This is a genomic window from Pseudomonas sp. CAU 1711 (genome assembly GCF_039888625.1).
GTDB lineage: Bacteria > Pseudomonadota > Gammaproteobacteria > Pseudomonadales > Pseudomonadaceae > Aquipseudomonas.
On record NZ_JBDQQT010000009.1, the window covers coordinates 184,514 to 210,626 of the forward strand.

24 protein-coding genes are annotated in these 26,113 nt (G+C 67.5%); 13 read left to right on the forward strand and 11 right to left on the reverse strand.

Features of this window, described 5'->3' with window-relative positions; genetic code table 11:
• On the forward strand, window positions 1-717 hold the full coding sequence (locus AAFN46_RS12395; RefSeq protein WP_347808996.1) for a DUF3108 domain-containing protein: 717 nt from the start codon (window positions 1-3) through the stop codon (window positions 715-717).
• Window positions 718-1,206: 489 nt separating this feature from the next.
• Window positions 1,207-1,482, forward strand: coding sequence for a Rho-binding antiterminator (locus AAFN46_RS12400; protein WP_347808997.1), 276 nt, complete (start codon window positions 1,207-1,209; stop codon window positions 1,480-1,482).
• A gap of 115 nt (window positions 1,483-1,597) precedes the next feature.
• Here the strand turns inward: AAFN46_RS12400 and AAFN46_RS12405 are convergent, their stop codons facing one another.
• The 5 genes from AAFN46_RS12405 to cysM all read right to left on the reverse strand — a co-directional run bounded on the left by AAFN46_RS12405 (window position 1,598) and on the right by cysM (window position 7,738).
• The gene (locus tag AAFN46_RS12405) at window positions 1,598-2,137 is read right to left on the reverse strand and encodes a DUF2058 domain-containing protein (protein ID WP_347808998.1); all 540 of its coding nucleotides are present in this window, start codon (window positions 2,135-2,137) and stop codon (window positions 1,598-1,600) included.
• Window positions 2,138-2,149: 12 nt separating this feature from the next.
• Window positions 2,150-2,989, reverse strand: a complete 840-nt coding sequence (gene mazG, locus AAFN46_RS12410; protein WP_347808999.1) for a nucleoside triphosphate pyrophosphohydrolase — start codon at window positions 2,987-2,989, stop codon at window positions 2,150-2,152.
• Between the two features lie 179 nt (window positions 2,990-3,168).
• Window positions 3,169-5,418 carry a GTP diphosphokinase gene (relA, locus tag AAFN46_RS12415; RefSeq protein ID WP_347809000.1) on the reverse strand — a complete coding sequence of 750 codons (2,250 nt, stop codon included), beginning with the start codon at window positions 5,416-5,418 and terminating at the stop codon, window positions 3,169-3,171.
• 80 nt (window positions 5,419-5,498) lie between these two features.
• Complete coding sequence (rlmD, locus tag AAFN46_RS12420; protein WP_347809001.1) at window positions 5,499-6,848, reverse strand: 23S rRNA (uracil(1939)-C(5))-methyltransferase RlmD; 1,350 nt, start codon at window positions 6,846-6,848, stop codon at window positions 5,499-5,501.
• 5 nt (window positions 6,849-6,853) lie between these two features.
• Window positions 6,854-7,738 carry a cysteine synthase CysM gene (cysM, locus tag AAFN46_RS12425; RefSeq protein WP_347809002.1) on the reverse strand — a complete coding sequence of 295 codons (885 nt, stop codon included), beginning with the start codon at window positions 7,736-7,738 and terminating at the stop codon, window positions 6,854-6,856.
• A gap of 147 nt (window positions 7,739-7,885) precedes the next feature.
• Here cysM and AAFN46_RS12430 point away from each other — a divergent pair, with 147 nt between their 5' ends.
• The 3 genes from AAFN46_RS12430 to AAFN46_RS12440 all read left to right on the forward strand — a co-directional run bounded on the left by AAFN46_RS12430 (window position 7,886) and on the right by AAFN46_RS12440 (window position 11,567).
• Entirely contained in the window at window positions 7,886-10,633 is a 2,748-nt protein-coding gene (locus AAFN46_RS12430; protein WP_347809003.1) for a response regulator, read from the forward strand.
• Window positions 10,634-10,728: 95 nt separating this feature from the next.
• Window positions 10,729-11,157 carry a hypothetical protein gene (locus AAFN46_RS12435; protein ID WP_347809004.1) on the forward strand — a complete coding sequence of 143 codons (429 nt, stop codon included), beginning with the start codon at window positions 10,729-10,731 and terminating at the stop codon, window positions 11,155-11,157.
• 5 nt (window positions 11,158-11,162) lie between these two features.
• The gene (locus AAFN46_RS12440) at window positions 11,163-11,567 is read left to right on the forward strand and encodes an META domain-containing protein (RefSeq protein WP_347809005.1); all 405 of its coding nucleotides are present in this window, start codon (window positions 11,163-11,165) and stop codon (window positions 11,565-11,567) included.
• A gap of 99 nt (window positions 11,568-11,666) precedes the next feature.
• Here AAFN46_RS12440 and AAFN46_RS12445 read toward each other — a convergent pair whose 3' ends face one another.
• Together AAFN46_RS12445 and AAFN46_RS12450 are read right to left on the reverse strand one after the other, a co-directional pair.
• Window positions 11,667-12,311: a hypothetical protein gene (locus tag AAFN46_RS12445; protein ID WP_347809006.1), complete on the reverse strand. Its 645-nt coding sequence runs from the start codon at window positions 12,309-12,311 to the stop codon at window positions 11,667-11,669.
• Window position 12,312: 1 nt separating this feature from the next.
• Window positions 12,313-13,614 carry an ammonium transporter gene (locus AAFN46_RS12450; RefSeq protein WP_347809007.1) on the reverse strand — a complete coding sequence of 434 codons (1,302 nt, stop codon included), beginning with the start codon at window positions 13,612-13,614 and terminating at the stop codon, window positions 12,313-12,315.
• 237 nt (window positions 13,615-13,851) lie between these two features.
• On the opposite strand from AAFN46_RS12450, the gene AAFN46_RS12455 reads away from it, so the two are divergent.
• The 4 genes from AAFN46_RS12455 (at window position 13,852) to AAFN46_RS12470 (ending at window position 17,757) form a co-directional block, all read left to right on the forward strand.
• Window positions 13,852-15,915, forward strand: coding sequence for an EAL domain-containing protein (locus AAFN46_RS12455; RefSeq protein ID WP_347809008.1), 2,064 nt, complete (start codon window positions 13,852-13,854; stop codon window positions 15,913-15,915).
• A gap of 85 nt (window positions 15,916-16,000) precedes the next feature.
• Window positions 16,001-16,468 carry an LEA type 2 family protein gene (locus AAFN46_RS12460; protein WP_347809009.1) on the forward strand — a complete coding sequence of 156 codons (468 nt, stop codon included), beginning with the start codon at window positions 16,001-16,003 and terminating at the stop codon, window positions 16,466-16,468.
• A gap of 163 nt (window positions 16,469-16,631) precedes the next feature.
• Window positions 16,632-16,973, forward strand: coding sequence for a zinc ribbon domain-containing protein YjdM (locus AAFN46_RS12465; protein ID WP_347809010.1), 342 nt, complete (start codon window positions 16,632-16,634; stop codon window positions 16,971-16,973).
• Between the two features lie 58 nt (window positions 16,974-17,031).
• Window positions 17,032-17,757 (forward strand): transporter substrate-binding domain-containing protein, encoded by a 726-nt coding sequence (locus AAFN46_RS12470; protein ID WP_347809011.1) that lies wholly within the window; start codon window positions 17,032-17,034, stop codon window positions 17,755-17,757.
• 42 nt (window positions 17,758-17,799) lie between these two features.
• On the opposite strand, the gene AAFN46_RS12475 is transcribed toward AAFN46_RS12470, so the two are convergent.
• Window positions 17,800-18,357: a hypothetical protein gene (locus tag AAFN46_RS12475; protein WP_347809012.1), complete on the reverse strand. Its 558-nt coding sequence runs from the start codon at window positions 18,355-18,357 to the stop codon at window positions 17,800-17,802.
• Between the two features lie 233 nt (window positions 18,358-18,590).
• On the opposite strand from AAFN46_RS12475, the gene AAFN46_RS12480 reads away from it, so the two are divergent.
• Complete coding sequence (locus AAFN46_RS12480; RefSeq protein WP_347809013.1) at window positions 18,591-19,433, forward strand: OmpA family protein; 843 nt, start codon at window positions 18,591-18,593, stop codon at window positions 19,431-19,433.
• Between the two features lie 168 nt (window positions 19,434-19,601).
• Window positions 19,602-19,943 (forward strand): hypothetical protein, encoded by a 342-nt coding sequence (locus AAFN46_RS12485; RefSeq protein WP_347809014.1) that lies wholly within the window; start codon window positions 19,602-19,604, stop codon window positions 19,941-19,943.
• A 166-nt stretch (window positions 19,944-20,109) separates the two neighbouring features.
• Here AAFN46_RS12485 and AAFN46_RS12490 read toward each other — a convergent pair whose 3' ends face one another.
• Together AAFN46_RS12490 and AAFN46_RS12495 are read right to left on the reverse strand one after the other, a co-directional pair.
• Window positions 20,110-20,865 (reverse strand): slipin family protein, encoded by a 756-nt coding sequence (locus AAFN46_RS12490; RefSeq protein ID WP_347809015.1) that lies wholly within the window; start codon window positions 20,863-20,865, stop codon window positions 20,110-20,112.
• Window positions 20,862-22,244 (reverse strand): nodulation protein NfeD, encoded by a 1,383-nt coding sequence (locus AAFN46_RS12495; RefSeq protein WP_347809016.1) that lies wholly within the window; start codon window positions 22,242-22,244, stop codon window positions 20,862-20,864. The genes AAFN46_RS12490 and AAFN46_RS12495 overlap by 4 nt, the downstream gene beginning before the upstream one ends.
• Before the next feature lie 184 nt (window positions 22,245-22,428).
• Here AAFN46_RS12495 and AAFN46_RS12500 point away from each other — a divergent pair, with 184 nt between their 5' ends.
• Window positions 22,429-22,803, forward strand: a complete 375-nt coding sequence (locus tag AAFN46_RS12500; protein ID WP_347809017.1) for a DUF3592 domain-containing protein — start codon at window positions 22,429-22,431, stop codon at window positions 22,801-22,803.
• Window positions 22,804-22,856: 53 nt separating this feature from the next.
• The gene (locus AAFN46_RS12505) at window positions 22,857-23,591 is read left to right on the forward strand and encodes a DUF6882 domain-containing protein (protein WP_347809018.1); all 735 of its coding nucleotides are present in this window, start codon (window positions 22,857-22,859) and stop codon (window positions 23,589-23,591) included.
• 396 nt (window positions 23,592-23,987) lie between these two features.
• Here the strand turns inward: AAFN46_RS12505 and AAFN46_RS12510 are convergent, their stop codons facing one another.
• On the reverse strand, window positions 23,988-24,827 hold the full coding sequence (locus AAFN46_RS12510) for an arylamine N-acetyltransferase (RefSeq protein ID WP_347809019.1): 840 nt from the start codon (window positions 24,825-24,827) through the stop codon (window positions 23,988-23,990).
• Between the last annotated feature and the right edge of the window lie 1,286 nt (window positions 24,828-26,113).

Below are 26,113 nucleotides of genomic sequence, written 5' to 3' on the forward strand. Positions count from 1 at the left end.
ATGCCCCGCGTTCTGCCGCTGCTGCTCGCCCTCCTCGCCCTGCCGGTGCAGGCCCTGGAGCTCAAGCCCTTCTCCGCCAGCTACACCGCCGACTGGAAGCAGGTGCCGATCAGCGGCACCGCCGGACGCAGCCTCAAGACCCTGGACAACGGCCGCTGGGAGCTGGACTTCGAGGCCTCCATGCTGGTCGCCAGCCTCCGCGAGAGCAGCACCTTCCGCATGGAGAACGAGGCCTTCCTGCCGCTGACCTACCGCTTCGAGCGCAGCGGCCTGGGCAAGGCCAAGCAGATCGAACTGGACTTCGACTGGACCGAGAAGCAGGTGCTGGGCAACGACCGCGGCGAGCCGGTGCGCCTGCCGCTCAACCGCGGCATCCAGGACAAGTCGACCTACCAGTTGCTGCTGCAGCACGACGTGGCCGCCGGCAAGCAGAGCATGAGCTACCAGGTGATCGACGGCGACGAGATCGAGACCTACGACTTCCGTGTGCTCGGCGAGGAAAACGTGCGCACCAAGGCCGGCCTGCTCGCCGCGATCAAGGTCGAGCGCGTGCGCGACCCGACCCAGAGCAACCGCAAGACCGTGCTGTGGTTCGCCAAGGACTGGAACTACCTGCTGGTGCGCCTGCACCAGGTGGAGAAGGACGGCAAGGAGTACCAGATCATGCTCGAGGACGGCGAGGTCGACGGCCGCGCCGTCGAGGGCCGCCGCGACTGAACGAGCACGTAGGACCAAGAAGCCGGGCGATGCCCGGCTTTTTTGTACCCCAGCGAAATCTGCTTGGGTTGCTGCAGTTGGTAGCCGGGCTGATTACTGCGTCTTCCGACACTTCTGGTTTCGCCCTCCTGAACGACCTACTTTTCCAATCGCCGGATGGCCGGCCCCGGAAAAGGAGGCAATACGCCTGCCCCTACATCCGGCGCTACGGGTCCGCTCGCTCCATCGTCGCTTCGAGGCTCGGCTTATAGGGCCAGCCATGGCCCTATAAGCCTTTCGCCGCAGCCCTGCGCCCCCTCTACACAGCGATTCCACTCACCCTCCTGAAGGGCTTTTGCGCTGCCTGAGTGCCACGCCACCTAACTCTCCGGCGATGGGTCTCTGGCGAAGACAAGCTAATACAAACTCGCCATCTCCACATATCCACGACAAATCTTCGGGCACTCCAGCTACGGGGCTAGGATAAAGCGGTACCCTGGAGGAAACCCCATGAGCGACGCCTACCGCCCCCTGTCATGCGACCTCTACGACTACCTGGAGATCGCCTGCATGCATCGCTACCGCTTGCGCATCGAACTGGTCGGCGACGGCGAGCTGCTGGCGCAGGCGCTGACCACCGAAACCACGGCGGGCAAGGAGGAGTTCTTTCTGGTGGAAAGCGCCGAGGGCGTGCAGCGCCTGCGCCTGGACCGACTGCTGGCCATCACCCCGCTCAACCCCGGCGCCAGCTTCGGCCGGGTGCTGCTGGGCAACGGGCCCTGCTGACGAGCAGCGAGTACGAAAACGCCGCACTGCCCCCTCTCCCTAACCCTCTCCCCGACGGGGAGAGGGGACTGGATGGTGCAGGTCGCGGCTTGGGTGAACAGTGCCCGGCTTTTCGTTACCACATCAGATCGTCGGGGATCTGGTAGGCGGCGTAGGGATCGTCCTCGTCCGGCCCTTCGGCCTGGATATTGAGCAGAACGATGCGGCGCTCGTCGCGCTCCTGGATCTTCAGCGCCGCCTCGCGCGGGATCACCTCGTAGCCACCGCCATGGCGGACGATGGCCAGCGAGCCGCGGCTGAGCTTGTCGCGCATCAGGGCGTTGACCGCGATGCGCTTGACCTTCTTGTCGTCGACGAAGTTGTAATAGTCCTCGCCGTTCATCTTGGGCAGGCGCGCGCTCTCGATCAGTTGCTTGATCTGCGCGGCGATGGCCTTCTGCTGCGCCTTCTCCTGCTGCTGGCGGTTCAGCTCCTGGTCCCTGGCCTGCTTCTCGGCCAGGGCCTGCTGGGCGGCCTGCTTCTGCGAATCGTCGACCGCGACCTGATTCTTCTTCTCCAGGCGCTGCTGCTTCTGTTTCTGCTTGGTGGCCTGCTTGGCCTGCTTTTCATTGACCAGGCCGGCTTTCAGCAACTGGTCGCGGAGGGAAAGGCTCATGTTCGATCTCAGTCAGCAGCTGGGCTGCAGTTTTTCCAGTTTTTTGGCTTCGCCCCACAGGGCATCCAGCTCTTCCAGGTTGCAATTCTCGATGGGGCGGCCGGCATCGCGCAATGCCTGTTCGATATAGCGGAAGCGCCGCTCGAACTTGGCGTTGGCCGCGCGCAGGGCGGACTCCGGGTCGACCCTGAGATGGCGCGCCAAGTTGACGCCGACGAACAGCAGGTCGCCGATCTCCTCGGCGATGGCTTCGGCATCGTTCTCGCTCATCGCCTCCAGCACTTCGTCCAGCTCCTCGCGCAGCTTGTCCACCACCGGCAGCGCCTCGGGCCAGTCGAAGCCGACCTGGGCCGCGCGCTTCTGCAACTTGGCGGCGCGCGACAGCGCCGGCAACGCGGCCGGCACATCGTCGAGCAGCGACAGCTGCTCGGGCGCGGCGGCCTTCTCGGCGCGCTCCTCGGCCTTGATCTCTTCCCAGCGCTGCTTGATCGCCGCCTCTTCCAGGCGGGCCATGTCCGGCGCACCGTACAGGTCGCCATCGGGGAACACGTGGGGATGGCGGCGCACCAGCTTAGCCGTGATGGCGTCGACCACGGCGGCGAAGTCGAAGCGCCCCTCCTCCCGCGCCAGCTGGCTGTAGTAGACGACCTGGAACAGCAGGTCGCCCAGCTCGCCCGGCAGGTGGGCGAAGTCGCCGCGCTCGATGGCGTCGGCCACCTCGTAGGCTTCCTCGATCGTATGCGGGACTATGCTGGCGTAGTCCTGCTTGAGGTCCCAGGGGCAACCGTATTGCGGGTCGCGCAGGCGGGCCATCAGGTGCAGCAGGTCGTCGAGGCAATAGCGGTCTTTCATGACTTGATCTCTAAGGCAGCGCCTAGGGCTTGTCTGGCGTGGTGGATGACTGCGGCCATCCACCCTACATACTCGATGGATTTTCCTTCTCCCTCCGGGAGAAGGTGCCCGCAGGGCGGATGAGGGGATCAAGCGCCCTCACCCTACGCGGGCCGCCCCTCCCGGAGGGAGAGGGATAGTCAGGAGCTGCTGCGGCTGCGCCGCACCTCGATGATATTGGGTAGCTGGCTGATCCGCGCCAGCAGCCGAGCCAGGGCGTCCAACCCGGGTATCTCGATGGTCAGCAGCATGGAGGCGGTGTTGTCCTCCTTGTTCGAGCGGGTGTTGACCGCCAGCACGTTGAGCCGCTCGTTGAGCAGCACCTGGGTCACGTCGCGCAGCAGGCCGGAGCGGTCGTAGGCCTTGATCACCACGTCCACCGGGTAGGTCTGCACCGGCACCGGTCCCCAGTTGACCTGGATGATCCGCTCCGGCTCGCGGCCGGCCAGCTGCAGCACCGAGGCGCAGTCCTGGCGGTGGATGCTGACGCCGCGACCGACGGTGATGTAGCCGACGATGGGGTCGCCGGGCAGCGGCTGGCAGCAGCCGGCCATCTGCGTGAGCAGGTTGCCGACGCCCTGGATCTGGATGTCGCCGCGCTTGCCCGGACGCGGGTGCGACGACGCGCGCCGCGGAATCAGCTCGAGCTGCTCGCTGCCGCGCTCCGGCTCGACCTGCTGCTGGGCCAGGTTGACCGCGTGGGCCAGGCGCAGGTCGCCGGCACCGAGGGCGGCATAGAGGTCCTCGGCGCTCTTCAGGTTGCACTTCTCGGCCAGCTTGGTGAAATCCACCGCCGGCAGCGCCAGGCGCCCCAGGTCGCGTTCGAGCATGGCCTTGCCGGCGGCGACGTTCTGCTCGCGGTCCTGCAGCTTGAACCAGTGGACGATCTTGGCCCGCGCCCGGCTGGTGGTGATATAGCCGAGGTTGGGGTTGAGCCAGTCGCGGCTCGGCGCGCCGTTCTTGCTGGTGATGATCTCCACCTGCTCGCCGGTGTGCAGGCTGTAGGTCAAGGGCACGATGCGCCCGTTGATCTTGGCGCCACGGCAGTTGTGGCCGATCTGGGTGTGCACGCGGTAGGCGAAGTCCAGCGGCGTGGCGCCCTTGGGCAGGTCGATGGCGTGGCCGTCCGGGGTGAACACATAGACCCGGTCCGGCTCGATATCGACCTTGAGCTGCTCGGCCAGGCCGCCGATGTCGCCCAGCTCCTCGTGCCACTCGAGCACCTGGCGCAGCCAGGCCATCTTCTCCTCGTAGTGGTCGGAGCCGCCCTTGGCGTCGGTGCCCTTGTACTTCCAGTGGGCGCATACGCCCAGCTCGGCCTCCTCGTGCATGGCATGGGTGCGGATCTGCACCTCCAGCACCTTGCCGTCGGGGCCGATCACCGCGGTGTGCAGCGAGCGGTAGCCGTTCTCCTTGGGGTTGGCGATGTAGTCGTCGAACTCCTTGGGAATGTGCCGCCACAGGGTATGCACTATGCCGAGCGCGGTGTAGCAGTCGCGCACCTCGGGCACCAGGATGCGCACCGCGCGCACGTCGTAGATCTGGCTGAACTGCAGGCCCTTGCGCTGCATCTTGCGCCAGATGGAATAGATGTGCTTGGCGCGGCCGCTGATGTCCGGCTTGATGCCGGTGGCGGTGAGCTCGTCGCGCAGCTGCTGCATCACGTCGGCGATGTACTGCTCGCGATCCAGACGGCGCTCATGCAACAGCTTGGCGATCTGCTTGTACTGCTCCGGCTCCAGGTAGCGGAAAGACAGGTCCTCCAGCTCCCACTTGATATGGCCGATGCCGAGGCGGTGGGCCAGCGGCGCGTAGATGTCGAACACCTCGCGCGCCACCCGATGGCGCTTCTCGTCGTCGGCGTGCTTGACCGCGCGGATCGCGCAGGTGCGCTCGGCCAGCTTGATCAGCGCCACGCGCACGTCGTCGACCATGGCCACCAGCATCTTGCGCAGGTTCTCCACCTGGGCCTGAGAGCCGACCACCACCGATTCGCGCGGGTTGATACTGGCGCTGATCGCGGCCATGCGCAGCACGCCCTCGATCAGCTTGGCCACCACCGCGCCGAACCTGTCCTGCACCTCCTTGAGCGTGGTCTTGCCCTCGCGCACGGCGCGGTAGATAACCGCGGCCACCAGACTGTCCTGGTCCAGCTTGAGGTCGGCGAGGATCTCGGCGATCTCCAGGCCGGTCTGGAAGCTGGAGTTGCCCTCGGCCCACAGGTTCTGCGCGGCATTGGCCTGCTGCTCGACCTCGCGGGCGAACTCGCAGGCCTCCTTCAGCGCCGCGCGCTCCAGCGCCGGGTCGACGCTCAGGGTGTGGTCCAGCCATGCCTCGAGATTGATGCTGCCGTCGAGGTTGATCGGCTGGTGTGCTCTGACCTGTACCATCTTCTGCCTTCCCTTACGGCGGTCCTTCGTTCGCCGAATCGTCGCCGGCCTGTACCGGGCCGGCTCGCTTGCGGGGCTTCCTAGCCCCTCTCGAATAACGCCATCGCCTCCACATGCGCCGTATGCGGGAACATGTCGAGAATCCCGGCCCGCTTGAGCCGGTAGCCCTGGCGGATCAGCTCGCCGGCGTCGCGCGCCAGGGTCGCCGGATTGCAGGACACGTAGACCAGGCGCCGCGCGCCCAGCCTGTCGATCTCCCTGACCACCTCGAACGCGCCGTCGCGCGGCGGGTCGAGCAGTATCGCGTCGAAGCCACGGCTGGCCCAGGGCGCACCGGCCAGCGGCTTCGACAGGTCGGCGCGGAAAAAGTGCAGGTTGCCCAGGCCATTGGCCTCGGCATTGCCCCTGGCCCGCTCGACCATGGCCTCGACGCCCTCCACGGCCACCACCTCGCGCACTCGCTGCGCCAGCGGCAGGGCGAAGTTGCCCAGGCCGCAGAACAGATCGAGCACGCGCTCTTCAGTCTGCGGCGCCAACCAGTCTAGCGCCTGTTCGACCATCGCCTGATTGACCCGCCCATTGACCTGGACGAAGTCGCCCGGCCGGTAGCTCAGCTGCAGGCCGAAGGCGTCCAGTCGGTAGCCCAGCTCGAGGCCGGGCTGGTCGGCCTCCGGCTCGCCGGCGCCGTGCAGCCACAGCTGCGCGTCATGCGCGGCGCAGAAGGCGCGCAGGCGCTGCAGGTCCGCCTCGCCCAGCGGCGCGGTATGGCGCAGCAGCACGGCCGACTGGGTGCCGTGGAACAGCTCGACGTGGCCGAGGACCTGCGGCTTGTCCAGGCCGCGCAGCAGCGCCGGCAGGGCACGCAGGATTGGCTGCAAGGGCTGTACCAGCACCGGGCAGTCGTCTATGCCGACTATGTCCTGGCTGGCGGCGGCGCGAAAACCGACCTCCAGGCGCTTGCCCTTGGCGTCCCAGCGCACGGCGATGCGCGCGCGGCGGCGGTAGGCCAGCTCGGGGCCGACCAGCGGCGCCGCCCACTCGTCCGGTTCGACGCCGGCCAGGCGCTGCAGCTGCTCGGCCAGGCTGCGCCGTTTCAGGGCGAGCTGCTCTTCGTGGGGCAGGTGCTGCAGGGTGCAGCCGCCGCAGCTGCCGGCATGCGCGCAGGCCGGTGCGCGGCGCAGCTCGGCGGCCCGCAGCACGCGCTCGACGCGGGCCTCGACGACCTGAGCGCGGGTGGCCAGCACGCGGGCCTCGACCTCCTCGCCGGGCAGGCCACCGGCGACGAACCAGCTGCGCCCGTCGACGAAGGCGATACCACGGCCATCGTTGGCCAGGCGCTCGATGACCAGTTTCTGCTTCTTGCCCACCGGCAGCTGCGCCTTGCGCTCGCCACCGGCAGGCTGGAAGCGCAGGGTTCTGTGCTTGGTCATGGTGATTAGTTGAACAGCCCGGAGGACAGGTAACGGTCGCCGCGGTCGCAGATGATCGCCACCATCACCGCGTTCTCGGTCTCGCGCGCCAGCTTGAGCATGGCCGCCACCGCGCCGCCGGAGGAGACGCCACAGAAGATGCCCTCCTCGCGGGCCAGACGCCGCATCATGTCCTCGGCCTCGGCCTGGGAGATGTCCAGCACCCGGTCGACCCGGCTGGCGTCGAAGATGCTCGGCAGATACGCCTCGGGCCAGCGGCGGATGCCGGGAATGGCCGAGCCGTCCTGCGGCTGCAGGCCGATGATCTCGATGGCCGGGTTCTGCTCCTTGAGGTAGCGCGAGGTGCCCATGATGGTGCCGGTGGTGCCCATCGAGCTGATGAAGTGGGTGATGGCGCCCTGGGTCTGGCGCCAAATCTCCGGGCCGGTGCCCTGGTAGTGCGCCTCGGGGTTGTCGCCGTTGGCGAACTGGTCGAGCACCTTGCCCTTGCCCTCGGCCTGCATGGCCAGGGCCAGGTCGCGCGCCACCTCCATGTTGTCGACCAGGATCAGCTCGGCGCCGTAGGCGCTCATCGCCGCCTTGCGTTCCTCGGTGGAGTTGGCCGGCATGATCAGGATCATCCTGTAGCCCTTGATCGCCGCCGCCATCGCCAGGGCGATGCCGGTGTTGCCGCTGGTGGCCTCGATCAGCACGTCGCCGGGGTGGATATCGCCACGCTGCTCGGCGCGACTGATCATCGACAGCGCCGGGCGGTCCTTCACCGAACCGGCCGGGTTGTTGCCCTCCAGCTTGACCAGCAGGTGGTTGCGTTCGCTGCCGGGCAGGCGTTGCAGGCGGACCAGCGGAGTGTTGCCGATGCAGTCGGCGATGGTGGGGAACTGCAGGGTCATGGCGAAACCGTTCGTGGCACAGGTACGCCATGATAGCGGCAAACCGCCGCCGGCCATATCGGCATGCGTCCGCGGCATGACCGCCTGACTGTCCGCCCGCAGCCCCAGCCGCTAAACTCGGCGGACATGCAATCGCTGGAGAACCCCGTGTTCAAGGAACTCGGCATCAAGGGCCGCGTGCTGCTGCTCACCCTGCTGCCCACCAGCCTGCTGGCGCTGGTGCTGGGCGGCTACTTCACCTGGATGCAGCTGGCGGACCTGCGCAGCCAGTTGCTGGCACGCGGCGAGCTGATGGTGGAGCACCTGGCGCCGCTGGCCGCCCCGGCCCTGGCCCGCGGCGACACGGCACAGCTGGAGCGCCTGGCCAAGGAAACGCTCAACCGGCAGGACGTGCGCACCGTCGGTTTCCTCTCCGCCGAACGACAGAGCCTGGCCCAGGCCGGGCCGCACATGCTCAACCCGCCGCCGCAGGCCACTGTGGAACCGCTGGCCATGCGCTCGGGGCAGGACGCCACGCGCTTCCTGCTGCCGGTGTTCGGCCGCCACCGGAGCCTCGCCGCGCCTTCCGAGGAAGACAATGCCGACAGCCTGCTGGGCTGGGTGGAGCTGGAGCTGTCGCACCACCGCACCCTGGTCCAGGGCTATCGCGGCCTGCTCGCCAGCCTGTTGCTGATCGCCGCCGGGCTGAGCGTCACCGCCCTGCTCGCCCTGCGCATGAGCCGCACCATCAACGACCCGCTGCGCACCATCACCCAGGGCGTCAACCGCCTCAAGGAAGGCCAGCTGGAGACCCGCCTGCCGCCGCTCGGCAGCCACGAGATGGACCAGCTCGCCGCCGGCATCAACCGCATGGCCGAGGCCCTGCAGAACGCCCAGGAGGAACTGCAGCACAGCATCGACCAGGCCACCGAGGACGTCAGGCAGAACCTGGAGACCATCGAGATCCAGAACATCGAACTGGACCTGGCGCGCAAGGAGGCCCTGGAGGCCAGCCGCATCAAGTCCGAGTTCCTGGCCAACATGAGCCACGAGATCCGCACCCCGCTCAACGGCATCCTCGGCTTCACCGGCCTGCTGCAGAAGAGCGACCTGAACCCGCGCCAGCAGGACTACCTGGGTACCATCGAGAAGTCCGCCGAGAGCCTGCTGGGGATCATCAACGAGGTGCTCGACTTCTCCAAGATCGAGGCCGGCAAGCTGGTGCTGGAGCACATCCCGTTCAACCTGCGCGACCTGATCCAGGACACCCTCACCATCCTCGCCCCGGCCGCCCACGAGAAGCACCTGGAGCTGGTCAGCCTGGTCTACCGCGACACCCCGCTGGCCCTGCAGGGCGACCCGCTGCGCATCAAGCAGGTGCTGACCAACCTGCTCAGCAACGCCATCAAGTTCACCCGCGAGGGCAGCATCGTGGTGCGCGCCATGGTCGAGGACGAGAACGACGATCGCGCCCAGCTGCGCATCAGCGTGCAGGACACCGGCATCGGCCTGTCCGAGGACGACCTCGGCGCGCTGTTCCAGGCCTTCAGCCAGGCCGACAATTCGCTCAGCCGCCAGGCCGGCGGCACCGGCCTGGGTCTGGTGATCTCCAAGCGCCTGATCGAGCAGATGGGCGGCGAGATCGGCGTGGACAGCAACCCCGGCAACGGCTCCGAGTTCTGGATCAGCCTCTCCCTGCCCAAGGCCCGCGACGACGGCGACGACCTGCCGCGCGTGCTGCTGCAGGGTCGCCACGTGGCCCTGCTGGAAAACCATGAGCTGACCCGCCAGGCCCTGCAACACCAGCTGGAGGACTGCGGCCTGCGCGTGCAGTGCTTCGCCGACCTGGACGAGCTGCACGCAGCGGTCGCCCGCCAGCGCGGCGGCGATGCCCCCCTCGAACTGGCGGTGCTCGGCGCCAACCTGCGCGAGCTGCCGCCCGAACGTCTCGGCCAGAGCCTGCGCGAGCTCGACCGTCTGGGCTGCAAGGCCCTGGCGCTGTGCCCCACCACCGAGCAGGCGCGTTACCACGAGGCCCTGCCGAGCGCCCACCTGCAGCTGCAGGCCAAGCCGGCCTGCACGCGCAAGCTGCTGCGCGCCCTCGGCGAGCTGCTGCAGCCGCGCGTGGCCCTGGCCGAACCGGCGCCGCTGGTCAGCCGTACCCCGCGCATCCTCTGCGTCGACGACAACCCGGCCAACCTGCTGCTGGTGCGCACCCTGCTCGGCGACCTCGGCGCCGAGGTCAGCGCCGTGGACAGCGGCCAGGCGGCCGTGGCGGCGGTACGCGAGCAGGACTTCGACCTGGTGTTCATGGACGTGCAGATGCCGGGCATGGACGGCCGCCAGGCCACCGCGGCGATCCGCCAGTGGGAGCAGGAACAGGAACGCGCCGCGCTGCCGATAGTCGCCCTCACCGCCCACGCCCTGGCCAACGAGAAGCGCGCCCTGCTGCAGGGCGGCATGGACGACTACCTGACCAAGCCGATCAACGAGCGCCAGCTGGCCCAGGTGGTGCTCAAGTGGACCGGCCTGGCCCTGCGCAATGTCGCCGCCACGCCCGCCGCCGCGACGCCCGCGTGCGCCAACCTGGCGGTGCTCGACCCCGAAGAGGGCCTGCGCCTGGCCGCCGGCAAGGCCGAACTGGCCAGCGACATGCTGGGCATGCTGCTGGCCGGCCTGCCCGCCGACCGCCAGGCCATCCGCCAGGCGCGCGAGGCGGGCGAGCGCACCGCGCTGATCGAGCGGGTGCACCGCCTGCACGGCGCCACCCGCTACTGCGGCGTGCCGCAGCTGCGCGCCGCCTGCCAGCGCAGCGAGACCCTGCTCAAGCAGGACGACCCGGCCGCCCAGGCCGCCCTCGACGAACTGGACGCGGCCATCGCCCGCCTGGCCGCGCAGACCCCGGTCGAGGCCTGAGGAGCGCGCCATGCAGGCCTTACAGGCGCACGGCGCGCCGATCATCCAGGTGAACGCAGCCGCGTGATAGCATCGCCGGGCTTTCCGGAGGCCCCATGACCACCCACGATTTCCGCTACACCCTGCTCAACCCGCAACACACCCTCACCGAATGCCGCGCCCTGGCGCCGGGCCGCTACCAGGTCACCGGCAACGGCGGCGCCATCCAGGCCGGCGACACCCTGCTGGTGACCCTCAAGGGCAGCCGTGAGCTGTCCATGAGCCTGGCCGTGGAGAAAGTCCGCCACCTGATCAACCCGCCCGGCCAGTGGCTGGCGGTGGCCAGCGGCCCGGCCTTCCGCGAACTGGCCATCCACGACTGGCAGGTGGACTGCGACGGCTGCGGCAAGCGCATCGACCTGGAGTTCGCCGTCGACGCCAGCCTCGGCAGCAAGGCCCAGGCCCCCGCCGCCGAACAGCGCCTGACCGAGCTGGGCTGGACCAGCCGCGACGGCAAGCACTTCTGCCCCGCCTGCACGGAGTAAGCGCCATGAAGCCCGCCCTGATCGCCGCCCTGATCGCCGCCGCCCTGAGCGGTTGCGCCAGCGATCCGCTGCAACTGGAGAGCGACAAGACCTACCGGGTGGAATGGATAGGCGAACGCCCGCCGATCGAACGCAGCCACCTGACCATCACCCTCGGCGCCGACGGCCGCGCCTACGGCAGCGCCGGCTGCAACCACTGGTTCGCCGGCTACCGCCGCGAGGGCGAGCAGCTGCACTTCGAACAGGCCGGTTCCACCCGCAAGCTGTGCGCGCCGGCGCTGATGGAGCAGGAGCGGCGCTTCCTCGAGATCCTCGGCCGAGTGCAGCGCTGGGACGTGTCCGCCATCGGCCAGCTGCGCCTGTGGCCGGGCGCGGGCAAGCCGATCCGGCTGTGGCCGGAGGAAGGCTAACCCTCTCCCCCAGCCCCTCTCCCATAAATGGGAGAGGGAAGGCATAGCCCGTCGCCCCATCCCAGCATTACGGTCTGAGCCGGTTTCTTGCTTTCTGCCTCAGAGCAGCTTCTGCGGTGCCAGCGGCAACTGCATCGCCTCCACCTGCTGCACCGCGCGGGTCAGCATCCGGTCGGCGGCCACCGGCCCCAGGTACTCGCACAGACCTATATAAAGGAGGTTGAGCAGCACGCGCAGGTGCTCCAGGGTCAGGGCGGTCAACCCCAGCGAGCCGCCCTGCTCCAGCCAGCTGCGCAGGCGCAGGCGCAGCTCGGCATCCACCCGCATGCCGTTGAGATTGCCGGCGGCGAAACGGCGCAGGCGCGGCACCAGCTCGGCGTCGAGCAGGGCGAACAGTGCCTGGCTCAGGACATCGAAGGTCTGCCGCGCCAGCGCGTCGGGCCCGGACACCTCCTCGGCCGCCAGCCCGGCGCCGCCGCGCCAGGCCCGCAGGCGCGCCTCGGGGTCGGGCAGCAGCGCGCTGACCGGCCCGGTCAGCGCGCCGACCAGCTCGCGGTACAGGCGCGCCCGCTCCAGCTTGCGGCCGCTGCGCTGCATGGCCTCGGCGAGAAACTCGTTGAGGGCGAAGGGCGGCTTGTCGGCGTACTTGGCCTCCCACAGCGACAACAGCGGCAGTACGTCCTCCTCGGGCAGGTGGCCGACCAGCCCGGTGTAGATGGCGCGACGGCGGTTGCTCAGGCTCATCTCAGCCCCTCCGCGCCAGTTCGGCGCCGTCGTAGGTCAGCGTCTGGCTGAACTCCGGGTAGCCCGCCTCGGCGTGCTCGGAGTAGTCCAGGCCACGCTGCTCGTGCTGGGTGCTGGTGCGCAGGCCGATGCTGCGCGACAGCACGAAGTACAGCGCCAGGGCCAGCGGGAAGGCCCAGGCGAAGGCCGCGCCGACGCCGAGCAGCTGCACGCCCACGCGGCCCCAGTTGAACGGGTCGCCGGTGTAGAACAGGCCAGCGGCCAGGGTGCCCCAGACGCCGGCGAAGCCATGCACCGGCACGGCGCCGACCACATCGTCCAAGCGCAAGCTGTCGAGCAGGCGCATGCCGAACACCACCAGAAAACCGGCCACCAGCCCGGTGAACAGGGCGAAGCCCGGCAGCATGGTGGCGCAACCGGCGGTGATACCCACCAACCCGCCCAGCGAGCCGTTGACCGTAGTACTGAGCAGCACCGGGCTGGCCGTGCCGCGCAGCGCCAGCACCGCCCCCAGGGCGCCGGCCGCGGCGGCCAGGTGGGTATTGAGGGCGATCAGGCCGAGGTCGGCCGTCATCGCCAGGGTGCTGCCGGCGTTGAAGCCGAACCAGCCGAGCCAGAGGATGAAGCCGCCCAGGGCCACCAGGCCCATGTTGTGCCCGGGAATAGCACGCGGCACGCCATCGCCGCCGTAGCGCCCCAGGCGCGGACCGAGCATCAGGATGCCGGCCAGGGCGCACCAGGCGCCGACGCTGTGCACCACGGTGGAGCCGGCGAAATCGATGAAGCCGAGCCTGGCCAGCCAGCCCTGGCCGCCATAGGTGCCGCCCCACACCCAGCTGCCGAACACCGGATAGATAAAGCCGCTGATCACCATGGCACCGACCAGATAGGCACCGTAGCGGGTGCGCTCGGCCATGGCGCCGCTGGCGATGGTCGCCGCGGTAGCGGCGAACATCATCTGGAACAGCAGGAAGGTGAAGTCCCAAGCCTCACCCCGATGCGGGGCGAAGTGGCTCATGCCGTACCAGCCGGTGGCATTGGCGCCAAACATCAGGCCGAAACCGGCCAGCCAGAAGACGATGCCGCCGACGCAGCCGTCCATGTAGTTCTTCATCATCACGTTGACCGCGTTCTTGGCCCGTGACATGCCGCTCTCCAGCAGGGCGAAGCCGGCCTGCATGAAGAACACCAGGGCGCTGGCAAGCACCACCCAGGCGGTATTCAGGGCCAGTTCGTCGCCTGCGGCGGCGTGGGTATAGGGCGGGAAGAACAGAGCACACAGCGACAGCAGGTAGACCTTCATGGCGAATCCCCCGACACGGTGACGAACGGAGGCATCGCAACTCTTATGCCAGCCGCCAGGCTGCCGAATACCCTATAACCCCCAGGCCGGCACCGTTGCAGGGCATTTTCCCCATGCCATGCGCCAAGCCGAGCCGGCAGAAAACCGGGCGATGACGTAATGGCCCTTTGACGGCCACCGCGCATTTGCCAATACTCAGAACGGTCATGTGCCCCGGCGCTAACAAGGAATACCCACTTGAAGCTGGAACTGAAAAACAGCCTGTCGCTGAAACTGCTGCGTGTTGTCCTGTTGTCGGCACTGGTGGTCGGCGTAGTACTGAGCTGCGGACAGATCGTCTTCGATATCTACAAGACCCGGCAGGCCGTATCCAACGATGCTCAGCGCATCCTCGGCATGTTCCGCGACCCCTCCACCCAGGCCGTGTACAGCCTCGACCGCGAGATGGGCATGCAGGTCATCGAGGGCCTGTTCCAGCATGAGGCGGTGCGCTACGCCTCCATCGGCCACCCCAACGAACCCATGCTCGCCGAACGCTCGCGCGAGCCGACCGCCAGCGCCACCCGCTGGGTCACCGACCCCATCCTCGGCAAGGAACAGACCTTCACCACCCAGCTGGTCGGCAAGGGCCCCTACAGCGAGTACTACGGCGACCTGACCATCACCCTGGACACCGCCAGCTACGGCGCCAACTTCATCACCACCTCGGTGATCATCTTCGTCTCCGGAGTGCTGCGCGCCATGGCCATGGCCATGGTGCTGTACATGGTCTACCACTGGCTGCTGACCAAACCGCTGTCGAAGATCATCGAGCACCTGACCAACATCAACCCGGACCGCCCCAGCGAGCACAAGCTGCCCATGCTGCACGGCAACGAGAAGAACGAGCTGGGGCTGTGGATCAACACCGCCAACCAGCTGCTGGAGTCCATCGAGCGCAACACCCACCTGCGCCGCGAGGCGGAGAACAGCCTGCTGCGCATGTCGCAGTACGACTTCCTCACCGGCCTGCCCAACCGCCAGCAGCTGCAGCAGCAGCTCGACCAGATCCTCGACGACGCCGGCCGCCTGCAACGCCGCGTGGCCGTGCTGTGCGTCGGCCTCGACGACTTCAAGGGCGTCAACGAACAGTTCAGCTACCAGACCGGCGACCAGTTGCTGCTGTCGCTCTCCGACCGCCTGCGCAGCCACAGCGGCCGTCTCGGCGCGCTGGCCCGTCTGGGCGGCGACCAGTTCGCCCTGGTCCAGGCCGACATCGAGCAGCCCTACGAGGCCGCCGAGCTGGCACAGAGCATCCTCGACAGCCTGGAGAACCCCTTCACCCTGGAAGACCAGGAAGTGCGCCTGCGCGCCACCATCGGCATCACCCTGTTCCCCGAGGACGGCGACAGCACCGAGAAGCTGCTGCAGAAAGCCGAGCAGACCATGACCCTGGCCAAGAGCCGCTCGCGCAACCGCTACCAGTTCTACATCGCCAGCGTCGACAGCGAGATGCGTCGGCGCCGCGAACTGGAGAAGGAACTGCGCGATGCGCTCGGCCGCAACGAGATGCAACTGGTCTACCAGCCGCAGGTGGACTACCGCGACCACCGGGTGGTCGGCGTCGAGGCGCTGATCCGCTGGCAGCATCCGCAGCACGGTTTCGTTCCGCCGGACCTGTTCATCCCGCTGGCCGAGCAGAACGGCACCATCATCGCCATCGGCGAGTGGGTGCTGGACCAGGCCTGCCGCCAGCTGCGCGAATGGCACGACTCGGGCTTCAGCGAACTGCGCATGGCGGTCAACCTGTCCACCGTGCAGCTGCACCACGCCGAACTGCCGCGCATGGTCAACAACCTGCTGCAGGTCTACCGCCTGCCACCGCGCAGCCTGGAGCTGGAAGTCACCGAGACCGGCCTGATGGAAGACATCAGCACCGCCGCGCAGAACCTGCTCAGCCTGCGCCGCGCCGGCGCCCTGATCGCCATCGACGACTTCGGTACCGGCTACTCCTCGCTGAGCTACCTGAAGAGCCTGCCGCTGGACAAGATGAAGATCGACAAGAGCTTCGTGCAGGACCTGCTCGACGACGAGGACGACGCCACCATCGTTCGCGCCATCATCCAGCTCGGCAAGAGCCTGGGCATGCAGGTCATCGCCGAGGGCGTGGAGACCACCGAGCAGGAGGCCTACATCATCGCCCAGGGCTGCAACGAGGGTCAGGGCTACCTGTACAGCAAACCGCTGCCGGCCCGCGAACTGACCCTCTACCTCAAGCAGGCCCGCCGCCTGAGCAGCGCCGGCAACCCCGCCACCCTCTGACCCAGCGCCGCTCCTCGCAGTGGCGTCGCTCTCGGCCCTGGCCTGGCGCCAGCGGCCGATTCCGCCGTCATCGCCAGGAGCACGCATGACCTTCGCCACCCTCGCCCGCCTGCTGCTGGTCCTCGCCCTGAGCGGCTGTGCCTCGCTCGCCCATCGCGACCCGCTGCGCATCGACATGGTCGGTCTGGAGCCGCTGCCGGCGCAGGGCATGGAGATGCGCTTCGCCCTGGTGCTGCGCGTGCAGAACCCCAACGACGCGCCCTTCGCCTACGACGGGCTGGCCCTGGAGCTGGACGTCAACGGCCAGCCCCTGGCCAGCGGCGTCAGCGACCAGGGCGGGCAGGTGCCGCGCTATGGCGAGACCCTGCTGCGGGTGCCGCTGAGCGTCTCGGCCTTCTCCCTCTTCCGCCAGGCCTGGGCCGCGGCCGGCTATCGGGACGCCCGTGGCCTGCCCTACGAGTTGCGCGGCAAGCTCGGCGGCGGGCTGCTCGGCACGCAACGCTTCAGCGACAGCGGCACCCTGAACTGGCCTCAGCCCAACGCCGCGCCCTGAAGCACCCGCCTCTGGCGTAGCCGCTCGCCCTAGACTGGCGCTCTGACCGCCATCCAGCTGGGTGCCTGGTCGAGCCGTGCGCCCGCAGCGCTACCGGCACGCGACCTGAAAGGCAAAACCCTTTAGCATGTGCGCCCTTTTCCGCCAGCACCGAGACACCGCCATGAGCACCCTGCCGCCCTGCCCCAAGTGCAGCTCCGCATACACCTACGAGGACGGCGAGCTGCTGGTCTGTCCGGAATGCGCCCACGAATGGTCGGCCACGGCGACGACCGGCAGTGACGACGACGAGCGGGTGATCAAGGACTCGGTGGGCAATCTGCTGCAGGACGGCGACAGCGTCACCGTGATCAAGGACCTCAAGGTCAAGGGCTCGTCGCTGGTGGTCAAGGTCGGCACCAAGGTGAAGAACATCCGCCTGTGCGACGGCGACCACGACATCGACTGCAAGATCGACGGCATTGGCGCGATGAAGCTCAAGTCGGAGTTCGTGCGCAAGGTCTGATACGCGGCTAGTCTGAGAGCAGAGGAGCGCACCCCCTCGCCGCCAGTCGGAGCCCCCCATGCGCACCCTTGCCCTCGCCCTGCTACTGCTGCTCGGCCAGCCCCTGGCCGCAGAGACCTGGCGCGTGGTCGGCGACGAACAGTTCGCCCCCTACAGCTTCGTGGCCCTGGAGAACGACACCCCGCGCGGGGTGGATGTCGAGCTGGTCGCGGCGGTGATGCGCCAGGCCGGCATCGACTACCAGCTGCGCCTCTATCCCTGGGAACGGGTCAAGCGCATGCTCGAACGCGGCGAGGCGGAAATGGCCTTCCAGTTCGTCGGCACGCCGGAGCGCCAGGCCCAGTACGAGTTGGTGGGGCCGCTGCGCACCGGCTCCACGGTGTTCCTGGCCAACCACAAGATCACCCTGCAGGACTGGACGCGCCTCGAGGACTTCACCCCCTTCGTCATCGGCCAGGTACGCGGCTACGCCTACGAGTCCAGCTTCGACAAGGCCGACCTGGCCCGCGACATCAGCGCGCAGAACCCGCGCCAACTGGTGTCCATGCTGCTGGCCGGGCGCATCGACGTGATAGTCGGCGACCGCACCCAGCTGCTCTACTTCGTCCAGGAGCAGCGCGCCCACGATCAGGTGAGGATGCTACCCACCCCGCTGGTGCAGATGCCGCGCTTCGTCGCCTTCGCCAAGGGCGACCGCAAGCGCGCCGCGCGCTTCGCCGAGGCCCTCGAACAGGTACGCGCCAGCGGTGAGCTGGAGGCCATATTGGACAAATGGGAGAAATGACTTGCCGGGGGATGGGCGAGGCGGCTGCCTCGCCCGGAGAGATCACTGATTCAGCGAGACCTGCTTGGCCTCGATGTTCAGAGCGCTCAGACGCTTGAGCAGCGCCGAGATGTTCTCGCGAGCCGAGCCCTCATTGGCCAGGCGCAGGCGCTTGACCGCGATGAAGGCATCGCCCACGCCCGCGGTATAGGGGGTCCGCAGGGTCTCGCGGAACAACTCCTTACCGCTGGCCTTGTCCACCAGCACATACTCCACCGAACTGGTCACTTCGAAATCCAGACCGAACAGCGGCTGGTCCACGCGCACCAGATTGGCGGTCAGGACATAGGGCGCATCGCCGTTGTCGCTCAGTAGGCCGGCATTGTCCAGCGACTGCTTGAGCGCACCCTGGAACTCGGCGCCACCGATCTCGGAGGTCCACATCGGGTTGGTTTCCTGGCCACCCTTGACTTCGCCGACCTGGAGGTTGTCCTGCAGAGAGGCGGAGTAGGTGTTGCCACGGGCCTGGGATTCACCGACGGTCATGCCTTCGATCTTTGCGGAAGAGGCACAGCCGGTGAGCAGCAGGGAAAACAGGGAAAGACACAGCAGACGACGCATTGGATAGTCCTTTAATGCACTGATGGTTGAGCGAGCAGAGACCGCAGGAGGGGTAAACCACCACTGGCGTTCGTCCCTGAGCGCGGCAGCAGATTAATATCACGGCTCTGGCGACTCAAGCGGAGAAGGAGCCGCCTCCGAAGATTTCCCGCTGATTGCTCTCCTCGCTGGACAGCCGCAGAGAGCCCCCTGAACTAGAGTGAAACGGGGGGACCATCTCGAGGAGAGCCGCCATGAAGCTGCACATCCTGCTCTGCCTTTTGCTCGCCCCCGCCCCGCTCCAGGCCGCCGAGGACATCGCCGGCAGCAAGGATCACGAACTGCTCAACCGCTACCCGGCCTCGTACATCAGCGAATACCAGCGCAACTACAACGCCGTCGACTTCGCCATCGGCAGCCAGGACGGCATGCCGCAGCGGCGCAGCCTGGAAGGCAACGCCACGCAGATCCTCTACTTCCACAACAGCGTCGAGACCCAGCCCAGCCCGCTGCAGCTGATCCGCAACTACCAGAACGCGATCAAGGCCATTGGTGGCGAGGTGATCTACGAGCGCCTGCCCGCCGATGGCGACGGCGGCGAGACCACGCTCAAGGTGCTCACCGGCGGCAAGGAGTTCTGGGTGCGGGTCGAACCGGGCATCTACAGCGCGCCGACCCAGAGCTATCGCCTGGCCATAGTCGAGATCGCCGTGATGCAGCAACTGGTGACCGCCAACCAGCTGCTCGACGAGCTCGAACGCAACGGTTTCGTCGCCCTCTACCTCAACTTCGACACCGGCAAGGCCGAGCTCAAGGCCGACGGCCAGGCGGCGGTGGCGGAGGTTGCCGCCATGCTGCAGGCCGCCCCGCAGCTGCGAATCGCTATCGAGGGCCACACCGACGACGTTGGCCAGGCGGCGGACAACAAGGCCCTGTCCGAGCGCCGCGCTCAGGCGGTGCTGGACGCCCTGCTGGCCGCCGGCATCGAGGCCCGACGCCTCTCCGCCGCCGGTTTCGGCCAGGAGCGCCCGGTGGCGGACAACCGCAGCGAGGCCGGGCGGGCGCAGAACCGCCGGGTGGAGTTGGTCAGGCAGTAGCGGGGGCTCCTCCTTGCCGGGACAACCACCCTCACCCCAGGGAGAGGGGTGAGAGAAGCACCGCAGCGCGGATTTACACAGGATTTACATCGCCGTCGGGAGCCTATCGGAGCCGGCGAAGTCGAACGCTGTAACCGGAAACATCCGGCTCGCACAGGAGTTTCGACCATGCGCTCGCGCATCCCCCTCATCACCGGCCTGATCGCCAGCCTGGCCCTGGCCGGCGCACAGCAGGCCCAGGCGGCCGACAGCGGCGATGTGGCCATAGGCGTGGCGGCCGGCGCCCTCATCGGCGGCGTGCTGGCCAGCCAGCGCCCGGTACGGGTCTACGAGCCCGCCCCTGTCTACCATGCCCCGCCGCCGGTGGTCTATTACGAGCCGCGCCCGGTGTACTACGAAGCGCGTCCGGTCTACTACAGCCCCGCCCCCGTGATCGTGGTGAAGCCCTACGGCCACAAGCACTGGCGCAAGCATCATCGTCACTACCATCGCTATCATTACGACGACTGAGGCGTGATCCGGATGCCGTCGTAGCCCGGATGCAACCCGGGAAGATTGCTCCCCTCTCCCGCCTGCGAGAGAGGGTGGGCTCATATCCCGCCGCGCCCGACGGTAGCCGTAGCGGGCGGCTGTCGGGTCCGCCCCCGGATTACATCCGGCAGCCCTCCTCCCACGTTCAGCCCTTGCCATCCGGCTCGATCAGCCCCTTCAGCATCTCCAGCGGCAGCGGGAAGACGATGGTCGAGCTCTTGTCGCCGGCGATGCTGCCCAGCGTCTGCATGTAGCGCAGCTGCATGGCGCCGGGCTGGCGGGCCAGCATCTCGGCGGCGCGCATCAGCGTCTCCGAGGCCTGCAGCTCACCCTCGGCGTGGATGATCTTGGCCCGCCGTTCGCGCTCGGCCTCGGCCTGGCGGGCGATGGCGCGGATCATCGACTCGTTGAGGTCGACGTGCTTGATCTCCACATTGGCCACCTTGATGCCCCAGGCGTCGGTGGCGGCGTCCAGCACCTGCTGGATATCGGCGTTGAGCCGCTCGCGCTCGGCCAACAGCTCGTCCAGCTCATGCTTGCCGAGCACCGCGCGCAGGGTGGTCTGCGCCAGCTGGCTGGTGGCGGCGTGGAAGTCCTCGACCTGGATGATCGCCCGCTGCGCGTCCAGCACGCGGAAATAGATCACCGCGTTGACCTTCACCGACACATTGTCGCGGGTGATCACGTCCTGCGGCGGCACGTCCAGCACCACGGTGCGCAGGTCCACCCGCACCGCCTGCTGGATCACCGGGATGATCACCACCAGCCCCGGCCCCTTGACCTTCCAGAAGCGCCCGAGGGTGAATACCACGCCGCGCTCGTACTCGCGGAAGATGCGCAGCGCCGAGGCCACCAGCGCCAGCAGGATGAGGAACAGGGCGAAACCATAGGGAAGCATCATGCTCGATCTCCTTGCGGCGGCTCGTCGTCCACCGCGCTCACGTTCAGGCGCAGGCCGTCGCGCGCCAGCACCCGTACCCGTTGGCCGGCCCTGAGCGGGCGGTCGCCGCGCACCTGCCAGTTCTCGCCCTGCCAGCGTACCCAGCCGAGCTGCGGATCGCCCGCCTGCAGCCCGGCCACCTCCAGCAAGCTGCCGACCAGCCCGGCGTCGCCGGCCACCTGGGCACGCCGGCGCGCGCGCAGCGCCAGGCCGACAATGCCGAGGATCAACAGGCCGCTGAGCGCCGCCACCGCCAGCACCAGGCCCAGCGGAATGCCGAAGCCGGGCGCCTCGGTGTCGATCAGGATCAGCGCACCGAACACGAAGGCCACCACCCCGCCCAGGCCGAGTATGCCGAAGCTGGGCAGGAAGGCCTCGGCCACCATCAGGCAGATGCCCAGCAGAATCAGCGCCAGGCCGGCGTAGTTCACCGGCAGCAGCTGCAGGGCGTAGAGCGCGAGGATCAGGCAGATGCCGCCGACCACCCCGCCGATGCCGGTGCCCGGGTTGCTGAACTCGAAGAGCAGCCCGTACACCCCGATCATCATCAGGATCAGCGCCACGCTGGGGTTGGTGATCACCGCCAGCAGGCGCGTGCGCCAGTCCGGCGCCAGTTCGGTCGGTACCACGCCGGCGGTTTGCAGCACACGCTCGCCGCCGGCCAGCTTGAGGCGCTTGCCGTCCAGTTGCTTGAGCAGCGCCGGCAGGTCGGCGGCCAGATAATCGATCACCTGCTGCTGCAGCGCCTCTTCGGCGCTCAGGCTGACCGCCTCGCGCACCGCCTGCTCTGCCCATTCCACGTTGCGCCCGCGCAGCTGCGCCAGGCCGCGGATATAGGCGGCGGCATCGTTGACCTGCTTGCGCGTCAGCGCCGCGGCATTCTCATCGGCGGTCGGCTCGCTCTTCTCGTCTTCGGACTTGGGCGAACCAGGCTTGGGCGCCGCCGGCATGCCGCCGATCTGCACCGGCGTGGCCGCGCCCAGGTTGGTGCCCGGGGCCATGGCCGCCACATGGCTGGCATAGAGGATGTAGGTGCCGGCGCTGGCCGCCCGCGCGCCGCTGGGGGAAACGAAGGTGGCCACCGGTACCGGGCTGGCGAGGATGGCCTTGATGATCTCGCGCATGGCACTGTCCAGCCCGCCGGGAGTGTCCATGCGCAGCACCACCAGTTGCGCGCCCTGCTCCTCGGCATGGGCCAGGCCGCGCACCAGGTAGTCGCTGCTGGCCGGGCCTATCGGCCCCTGCACTTCCAGCACCAGTACCGGGCCAGCGCCGGCCAGGGCCTCGCTGACGATCAGCAGCAGGGCCAGGGTCAGGGTGCAGGCGAGTGGGTGGCGCATGGCATCACCTCGCGAGCCGGTTGGCGCCGCCGCGACTGCGCTGTACTGCTCTGCGGCGGCTGTCACCTTTGAGGATAGTTGATCGTGCAACCCCGGCCGCCGGCGCCTGTCTCGGCCGGGACTAGGCGGCGCATGGGCACTTCGCTAAGGTCGGCATCCCTCAACAGAGACGACCTGACACGCGATGAAGAAGTTGCTCTACGCCCTGACCCTCGGCGCAATGCTGTATTTCGGCATCCAGCAGGCGCTGGAGATGGGCGACTCGCGCGACTGGCCAACCACCGAGGGGGTGATCATCGCCTCACGCATCGCCAGCAGTCACAAGACCTCGACGGAGAAAGGCTGGCGAGGAAACCGCTACGAGTACGAGGTGCGGGTGCAGTATTCGTACAGCGTGGGTGGGGTCAACTACACCGGTCATCGCCTGCGTATCCGGCCGACCAAGTACGGCTTCGAGCAAAACGCCCGGCGGGAGTTGGCGGAATACCCGGTGGGGCAGCGGGTGCGGGTGTATTACGACCCGAAGCAGCCGGAACGGAGCCTGCTGAAACATATTTGACTGCCCGCTCCTCAGCCTAATGCCCCTGTGGCAACCTCTCACAAGGAAAGAACATGATCGACGAAGAGCTATCCGTTGAATGTGGTGAGCACGGGACCGGCCCCGCCACCTTCATCTGCCAGCACCTGCATGCCGGAGCTAACCAGGGATTCAATGTCGGCCACGACCCGGAGCAACCCGACGACGCCTATCCGGATGCCTGGTGCGACCAGTGCGACGCCGTGCTGGAGCGGGAGGGCGAATGGAACGAGCGCTCCGAGGCCTTCGCCGGCATCAAGATGGTCTGCGCCAGATGCTACTGCGACATCCGCGAGCGCAACTGGCGGCAGGACGAAGAGTCCCTGGCCGAGCTGATCGGCGACAGCTTCGCGTACCTGCAGGAACGCCAGGCCAGCTTCATGGAGGCCTACGGTATCGGCGAGTACGAGCGCTGGGACTGGTACCAGGAGAACGCCACCCTGGTGTTCTCCAATGGCGGCAAGCCGGTGCTGGAATGCGATATCGATTTCGTCGGCAGTTTCTCCAGCCAGTCCGACACCTGGATGTGGGCCTGGGCCAACGACTCGCTACTGGAGCCGGTACGCTCCGGCTCGCGCGCCATCCGCGAGCTGGGCGAATCGCTGGGCCTGCTCAAGCTGGCCTGCGCCATCTGGGCGGCGGAGCCGGCCGATGGCTGGGAGATGACGGCGGTGATGGCCAAGCACCTGGGGGCCATCGGTGCCTATCGCACGCCGAGCGACAACGGCTTCGTGCATATGGTGGTGCGGCAGGCGCGCTGGGTTAGCTAGCTCTGACCGAGTTCTCAGCCATGGCGTGGCCAGTCGTGATCGTGCTCACGCTCCGCGTCTGCGGGGCGCAGAGTTTTGCCGGCTATTGGCGTAATGCTGTTCACTTAAGAAAACGCCGCGACCTCTTTACAGTGCCGCGGCGTTTTTCTGGCTTGTGTCTGCCTGAGGACACACTGCGCAATGCCCTCGTTTGGATGTTGTCCCGGTAAAAGGTGCCCTAAGTGCTCCCCTCTCCCGCCGGGAGAGGGGCTGGGGGTGAGGGTGTTTCGGCGAGTCCCTCATCCGCCCGCGGCCCGCCCAGCCCTCTCCCAGGGGGAGAGGGAGAACAACAGCCGCAGACCTGAACCCAGAAAAGTCCGGCCGTGGCCGCGATGCCACTAAGTGAACAGCATTCGGCTATTGGCGAGCTTTGGCGTCGGCGAGCATCCGCTCCAGCGCGCCTCGCAACTGGGGATGCTCGGGCACGCGGATGGCGAACTCCTCGCGCAGCACCTGCAGCACCGCGTCGACATCCGGCAACTGCACCCGCTCGCTGGGCTCGCCCAGGCGGTGGATGGCGAAGCTGCCGTTGTTCAGGGTCTTGCGCTGGCGATGGCCGGCTCGGGCGACGAGCAACTGGCCGAGAAACGGCGAGTCCGGGTGGGTGGAGACGTACCAGCTGCCCACCTCGTAGTCGATCTCGGCGGGAGGCTGCAGGTCGAACAGGTACAACCTGCGCCAGCCATCGGCCGCCAGCGCATGCAGGGTGTAGGTGCCGTCCACCAGGCTCAGGCGGAAAGGTTCGTGCGGGGTCTCCTGTTGCTCCTGGCTGTCGAGCAGCAGCGGGCCGGTCGGCACCATGCCGCCGAAGCCGACATCGGCGATGTAGCGCACGCGGTCGATGGTCACCAGCACCAGCAGGTGGGTTCGGGCGGGCAACACGTCTTCGGGCTGGTTCATCACCACCCGCCCGGTCAGGCCACTCGCCTCGAAGCCCAGGGCCTGCAGCAGCAGGAGAAACAGTTGGTTGAGTTCGAAGCAGTAGCCCCCCCGGCCCTGGCGCAGCAGTTTGTCCTGCACGGTGGCCGGGTCGACGTGCACCGGCGTATGCAGCAGGTTGGCGAGGGTTTCGAAGGGGAATTCGGCGATGTGCCGGGCCTGCAGTTCGCGCAGGGTGGCCAGGGTGGGTGGCGGCGCCGAGCTGTAGCCCAGGCGGTTGAGGTAGGTGTGCAGGTCCAGCGTGAATGGGTCGCTCATCGAGGTGCCTCCTTGATACCTGTGAGAGGTTTTACCAGAGCGTTCCTGTAGGGGGGGACGACTTTTGGGGGATGGCGTTGGGCCAGTAGTTGGCGGTAAGGTCGTGGTATTCGATATGCAGGGATGCGTTGTTCATGGCTGTGGTAGTTGCCGCGATTGATCACCTAACGTGCTTCTTTTCTGGTGGCCCAGGCTCTGCTGTTTTCTCGAAGCGCTTTCCTCGGCTTTCGGCTACAGGTTGCGCCTTGCACGGCGCCTCACTTTTCTTTGTTTGCGCAAAGAAAAGTAAGCAAAAGAAAGCGCACCCCGACATCCGGGTCTCGCTGCGCTCGACTCCCCTCCTTCCGGTGCCGCTCCGGGGGCCGGCTTACAAGGGCCATCCATGGCCCTTTAAGCCTCTCGCCGCATCCATGCGGCTCGTCTCCCTGCGCAACACCTCCACTCGGCCTGCTGACGGGGAGTCTGCGCGCATGAGGGTTTCGCGTTTCAGGCAGCTCGGCGTCGTCGGTTTGCCCAATATCACCGAACCACCTCACCGTAGGGTGGATAACGCCGCTTGCGGCTTATCCACCAGCCGCGCCCATGGTGGGCAACGCTACGCGGTTGCCCACCCTACGGTTCAGTCCGTGATCGTGCCCACGCTCCGCGTGGGCACGCAGCCACAGACGCTCCGCGTCTGCGGGACGCAGAGCGTCCCCGGAGGGGTTCCCACGCGGAGCGTGGGAACCATCCAGAACATCCAACCCACACCAACAAACCCAAACGCCACCACCACAGCTTCACCAGTACACCCAAAGCTCGGGCCGGGATCGGGTCCCGTCAGGAGGCTGAGTGGAATCGTTGTGTAAGGGGTTGAGCGGCATGGATGCCGCGAGAGACGCGATGGGCCATGGATGGCCCTTCGCGGCGGGCCCCTGGAGCAATGATGGAGCGAGGGGAGTCTCGCGCAGCGAGACCCGGATGTCGGGTGTGCTTTCTCTTTGGTTACTTTCTCTTTGCACAAGCAAAGAGAAAGTAACTCGCCGGGAAGGCGAAAAATGCGGCGTCGGAGTTAGCGGAAACTCTGTAGTACTAGGGAAGGTCTGAACTAGACCGGTTTTTCTGGCTGACTTCGGCCTTCGCCAACTTTGAAAGCGGCCAGTGGGTCAAAATCGACCAGATGGCTCGCTCATTTCGGTGTTTCTGGCCGCCGCAAGCACCTCGCGGCAGCCATTTTCCGTATTACAGACGCACCTCTCCTGCATTCGCCAGCAAATGTCGACGCACCATCCACAGGTTCGATAGCG

Excerpts from the sequence above, each read along its gene's own strand:
- AAFN46_RS12395 (WP_347808996.1), top strand. The coding sequence starts at position 1 with ATGCCCCGCGTTCTGCCGCTGCTGCTCGCCCTCCTCGCCCTGCCGGTG.
- AAFN46_RS12400 (WP_347808997.1), top strand. The coding sequence starts at position 1,207 with ATGAGCGACGCCTACCGCCCCCTGTCATGCGACCTCTACGACTACCTG.
- AAFN46_RS12405 (WP_347808998.1), bottom strand. The coding sequence starts at position 2,137 with ATGAGCCTTTCCCTCCGCGACCAGTTGCTGAAAGCCGGCCTGGTCAAT.
- mazG (WP_347808999.1), bottom strand. The coding sequence starts at position 2,989 with ATGAAAGACCGCTATTGCCTCGACGACCTGCTGCACCTGATGGCCCGC.
- relA (WP_347809000.1), bottom strand. The coding sequence starts at position 5,418 with ATGGTACAGGTCAGAGCACACCAGCCGATCAACCTCGACGGCAGCATC.
- rlmD (WP_347809001.1), bottom strand. The coding sequence starts at position 6,848 with ATGACCAAGCACAGAACCCTGCGCTTCCAGCCTGCCGGTGGCGAGCGC.
- cysM (WP_347809002.1), bottom strand. The coding sequence starts at position 7,738 with ATGACCCTGCAGTTCCCCACCATCGCCGACTGCATCGGCAACACTCCG.
- AAFN46_RS12435 (WP_347809004.1), top strand. The coding sequence starts at position 10,729 with ATGACCACCCACGATTTCCGCTACACCCTGCTCAACCCGCAACACACC.
- AAFN46_RS12440 (WP_347809005.1), top strand. The coding sequence starts at position 11,163 with ATGAAGCCCGCCCTGATCGCCGCCCTGATCGCCGCCGCCCTGAGCGGT.
- AAFN46_RS12445 (WP_347809006.1), bottom strand. The coding sequence starts at position 12,311 with ATGAGCCTGAGCAACCGCCGTCGCGCCATCTACACCGGGCTGGTCGGC.
- AAFN46_RS12450 (WP_347809007.1), bottom strand. The coding sequence starts at position 13,614 with ATGAAGGTCTACCTGCTGTCGCTGTGTGCTCTGTTCTTCCCGCCCTAT.
- AAFN46_RS12460 (WP_347809009.1), top strand. The coding sequence starts at position 16,001 with ATGACCTTCGCCACCCTCGCCCGCCTGCTGCTGGTCCTCGCCCTGAGC.
- AAFN46_RS12465 (WP_347809010.1), top strand. The coding sequence starts at position 16,632 with ATGAGCACCCTGCCGCCCTGCCCCAAGTGCAGCTCCGCATACACCTAC.
- AAFN46_RS12470 (WP_347809011.1), top strand. The coding sequence starts at position 17,032 with ATGCGCACCCTTGCCCTCGCCCTGCTACTGCTGCTCGGCCAGCCCCTG.
- AAFN46_RS12475 (WP_347809012.1), bottom strand. The coding sequence starts at position 18,357 with ATGCGTCGTCTGCTGTGTCTTTCCCTGTTTTCCCTGCTGCTCACCGGC.
- AAFN46_RS12480 (WP_347809013.1), top strand. The coding sequence starts at position 18,591 with ATGAAGCTGCACATCCTGCTCTGCCTTTTGCTCGCCCCCGCCCCGCTC.
- AAFN46_RS12485 (WP_347809014.1), top strand. The coding sequence starts at position 19,602 with ATGCGCTCGCGCATCCCCCTCATCACCGGCCTGATCGCCAGCCTGGCC.
- AAFN46_RS12490 (WP_347809015.1), bottom strand. The coding sequence starts at position 20,865 with ATGATGCTTCCCTATGGTTTCGCCCTGTTCCTCATCCTGCTGGCGCTG.
- AAFN46_RS12495 (WP_347809016.1), bottom strand. The coding sequence starts at position 22,244 with ATGCGCCACCCACTCGCCTGCACCCTGACCCTGGCCCTGCTGCTGATC.
- AAFN46_RS12500 (WP_347809017.1), top strand. The coding sequence starts at position 22,429 with ATGAAGAAGTTGCTCTACGCCCTGACCCTCGGCGCAATGCTGTATTTC.
- AAFN46_RS12505 (WP_347809018.1), top strand. The coding sequence starts at position 22,857 with ATGATCGACGAAGAGCTATCCGTTGAATGTGGTGAGCACGGGACCGGC.
- AAFN46_RS12510 (WP_347809019.1), bottom strand. The coding sequence starts at position 24,827 with ATGAGCGACCCATTCACGCTGGACCTGCACACCTACCTCAACCGCCTG.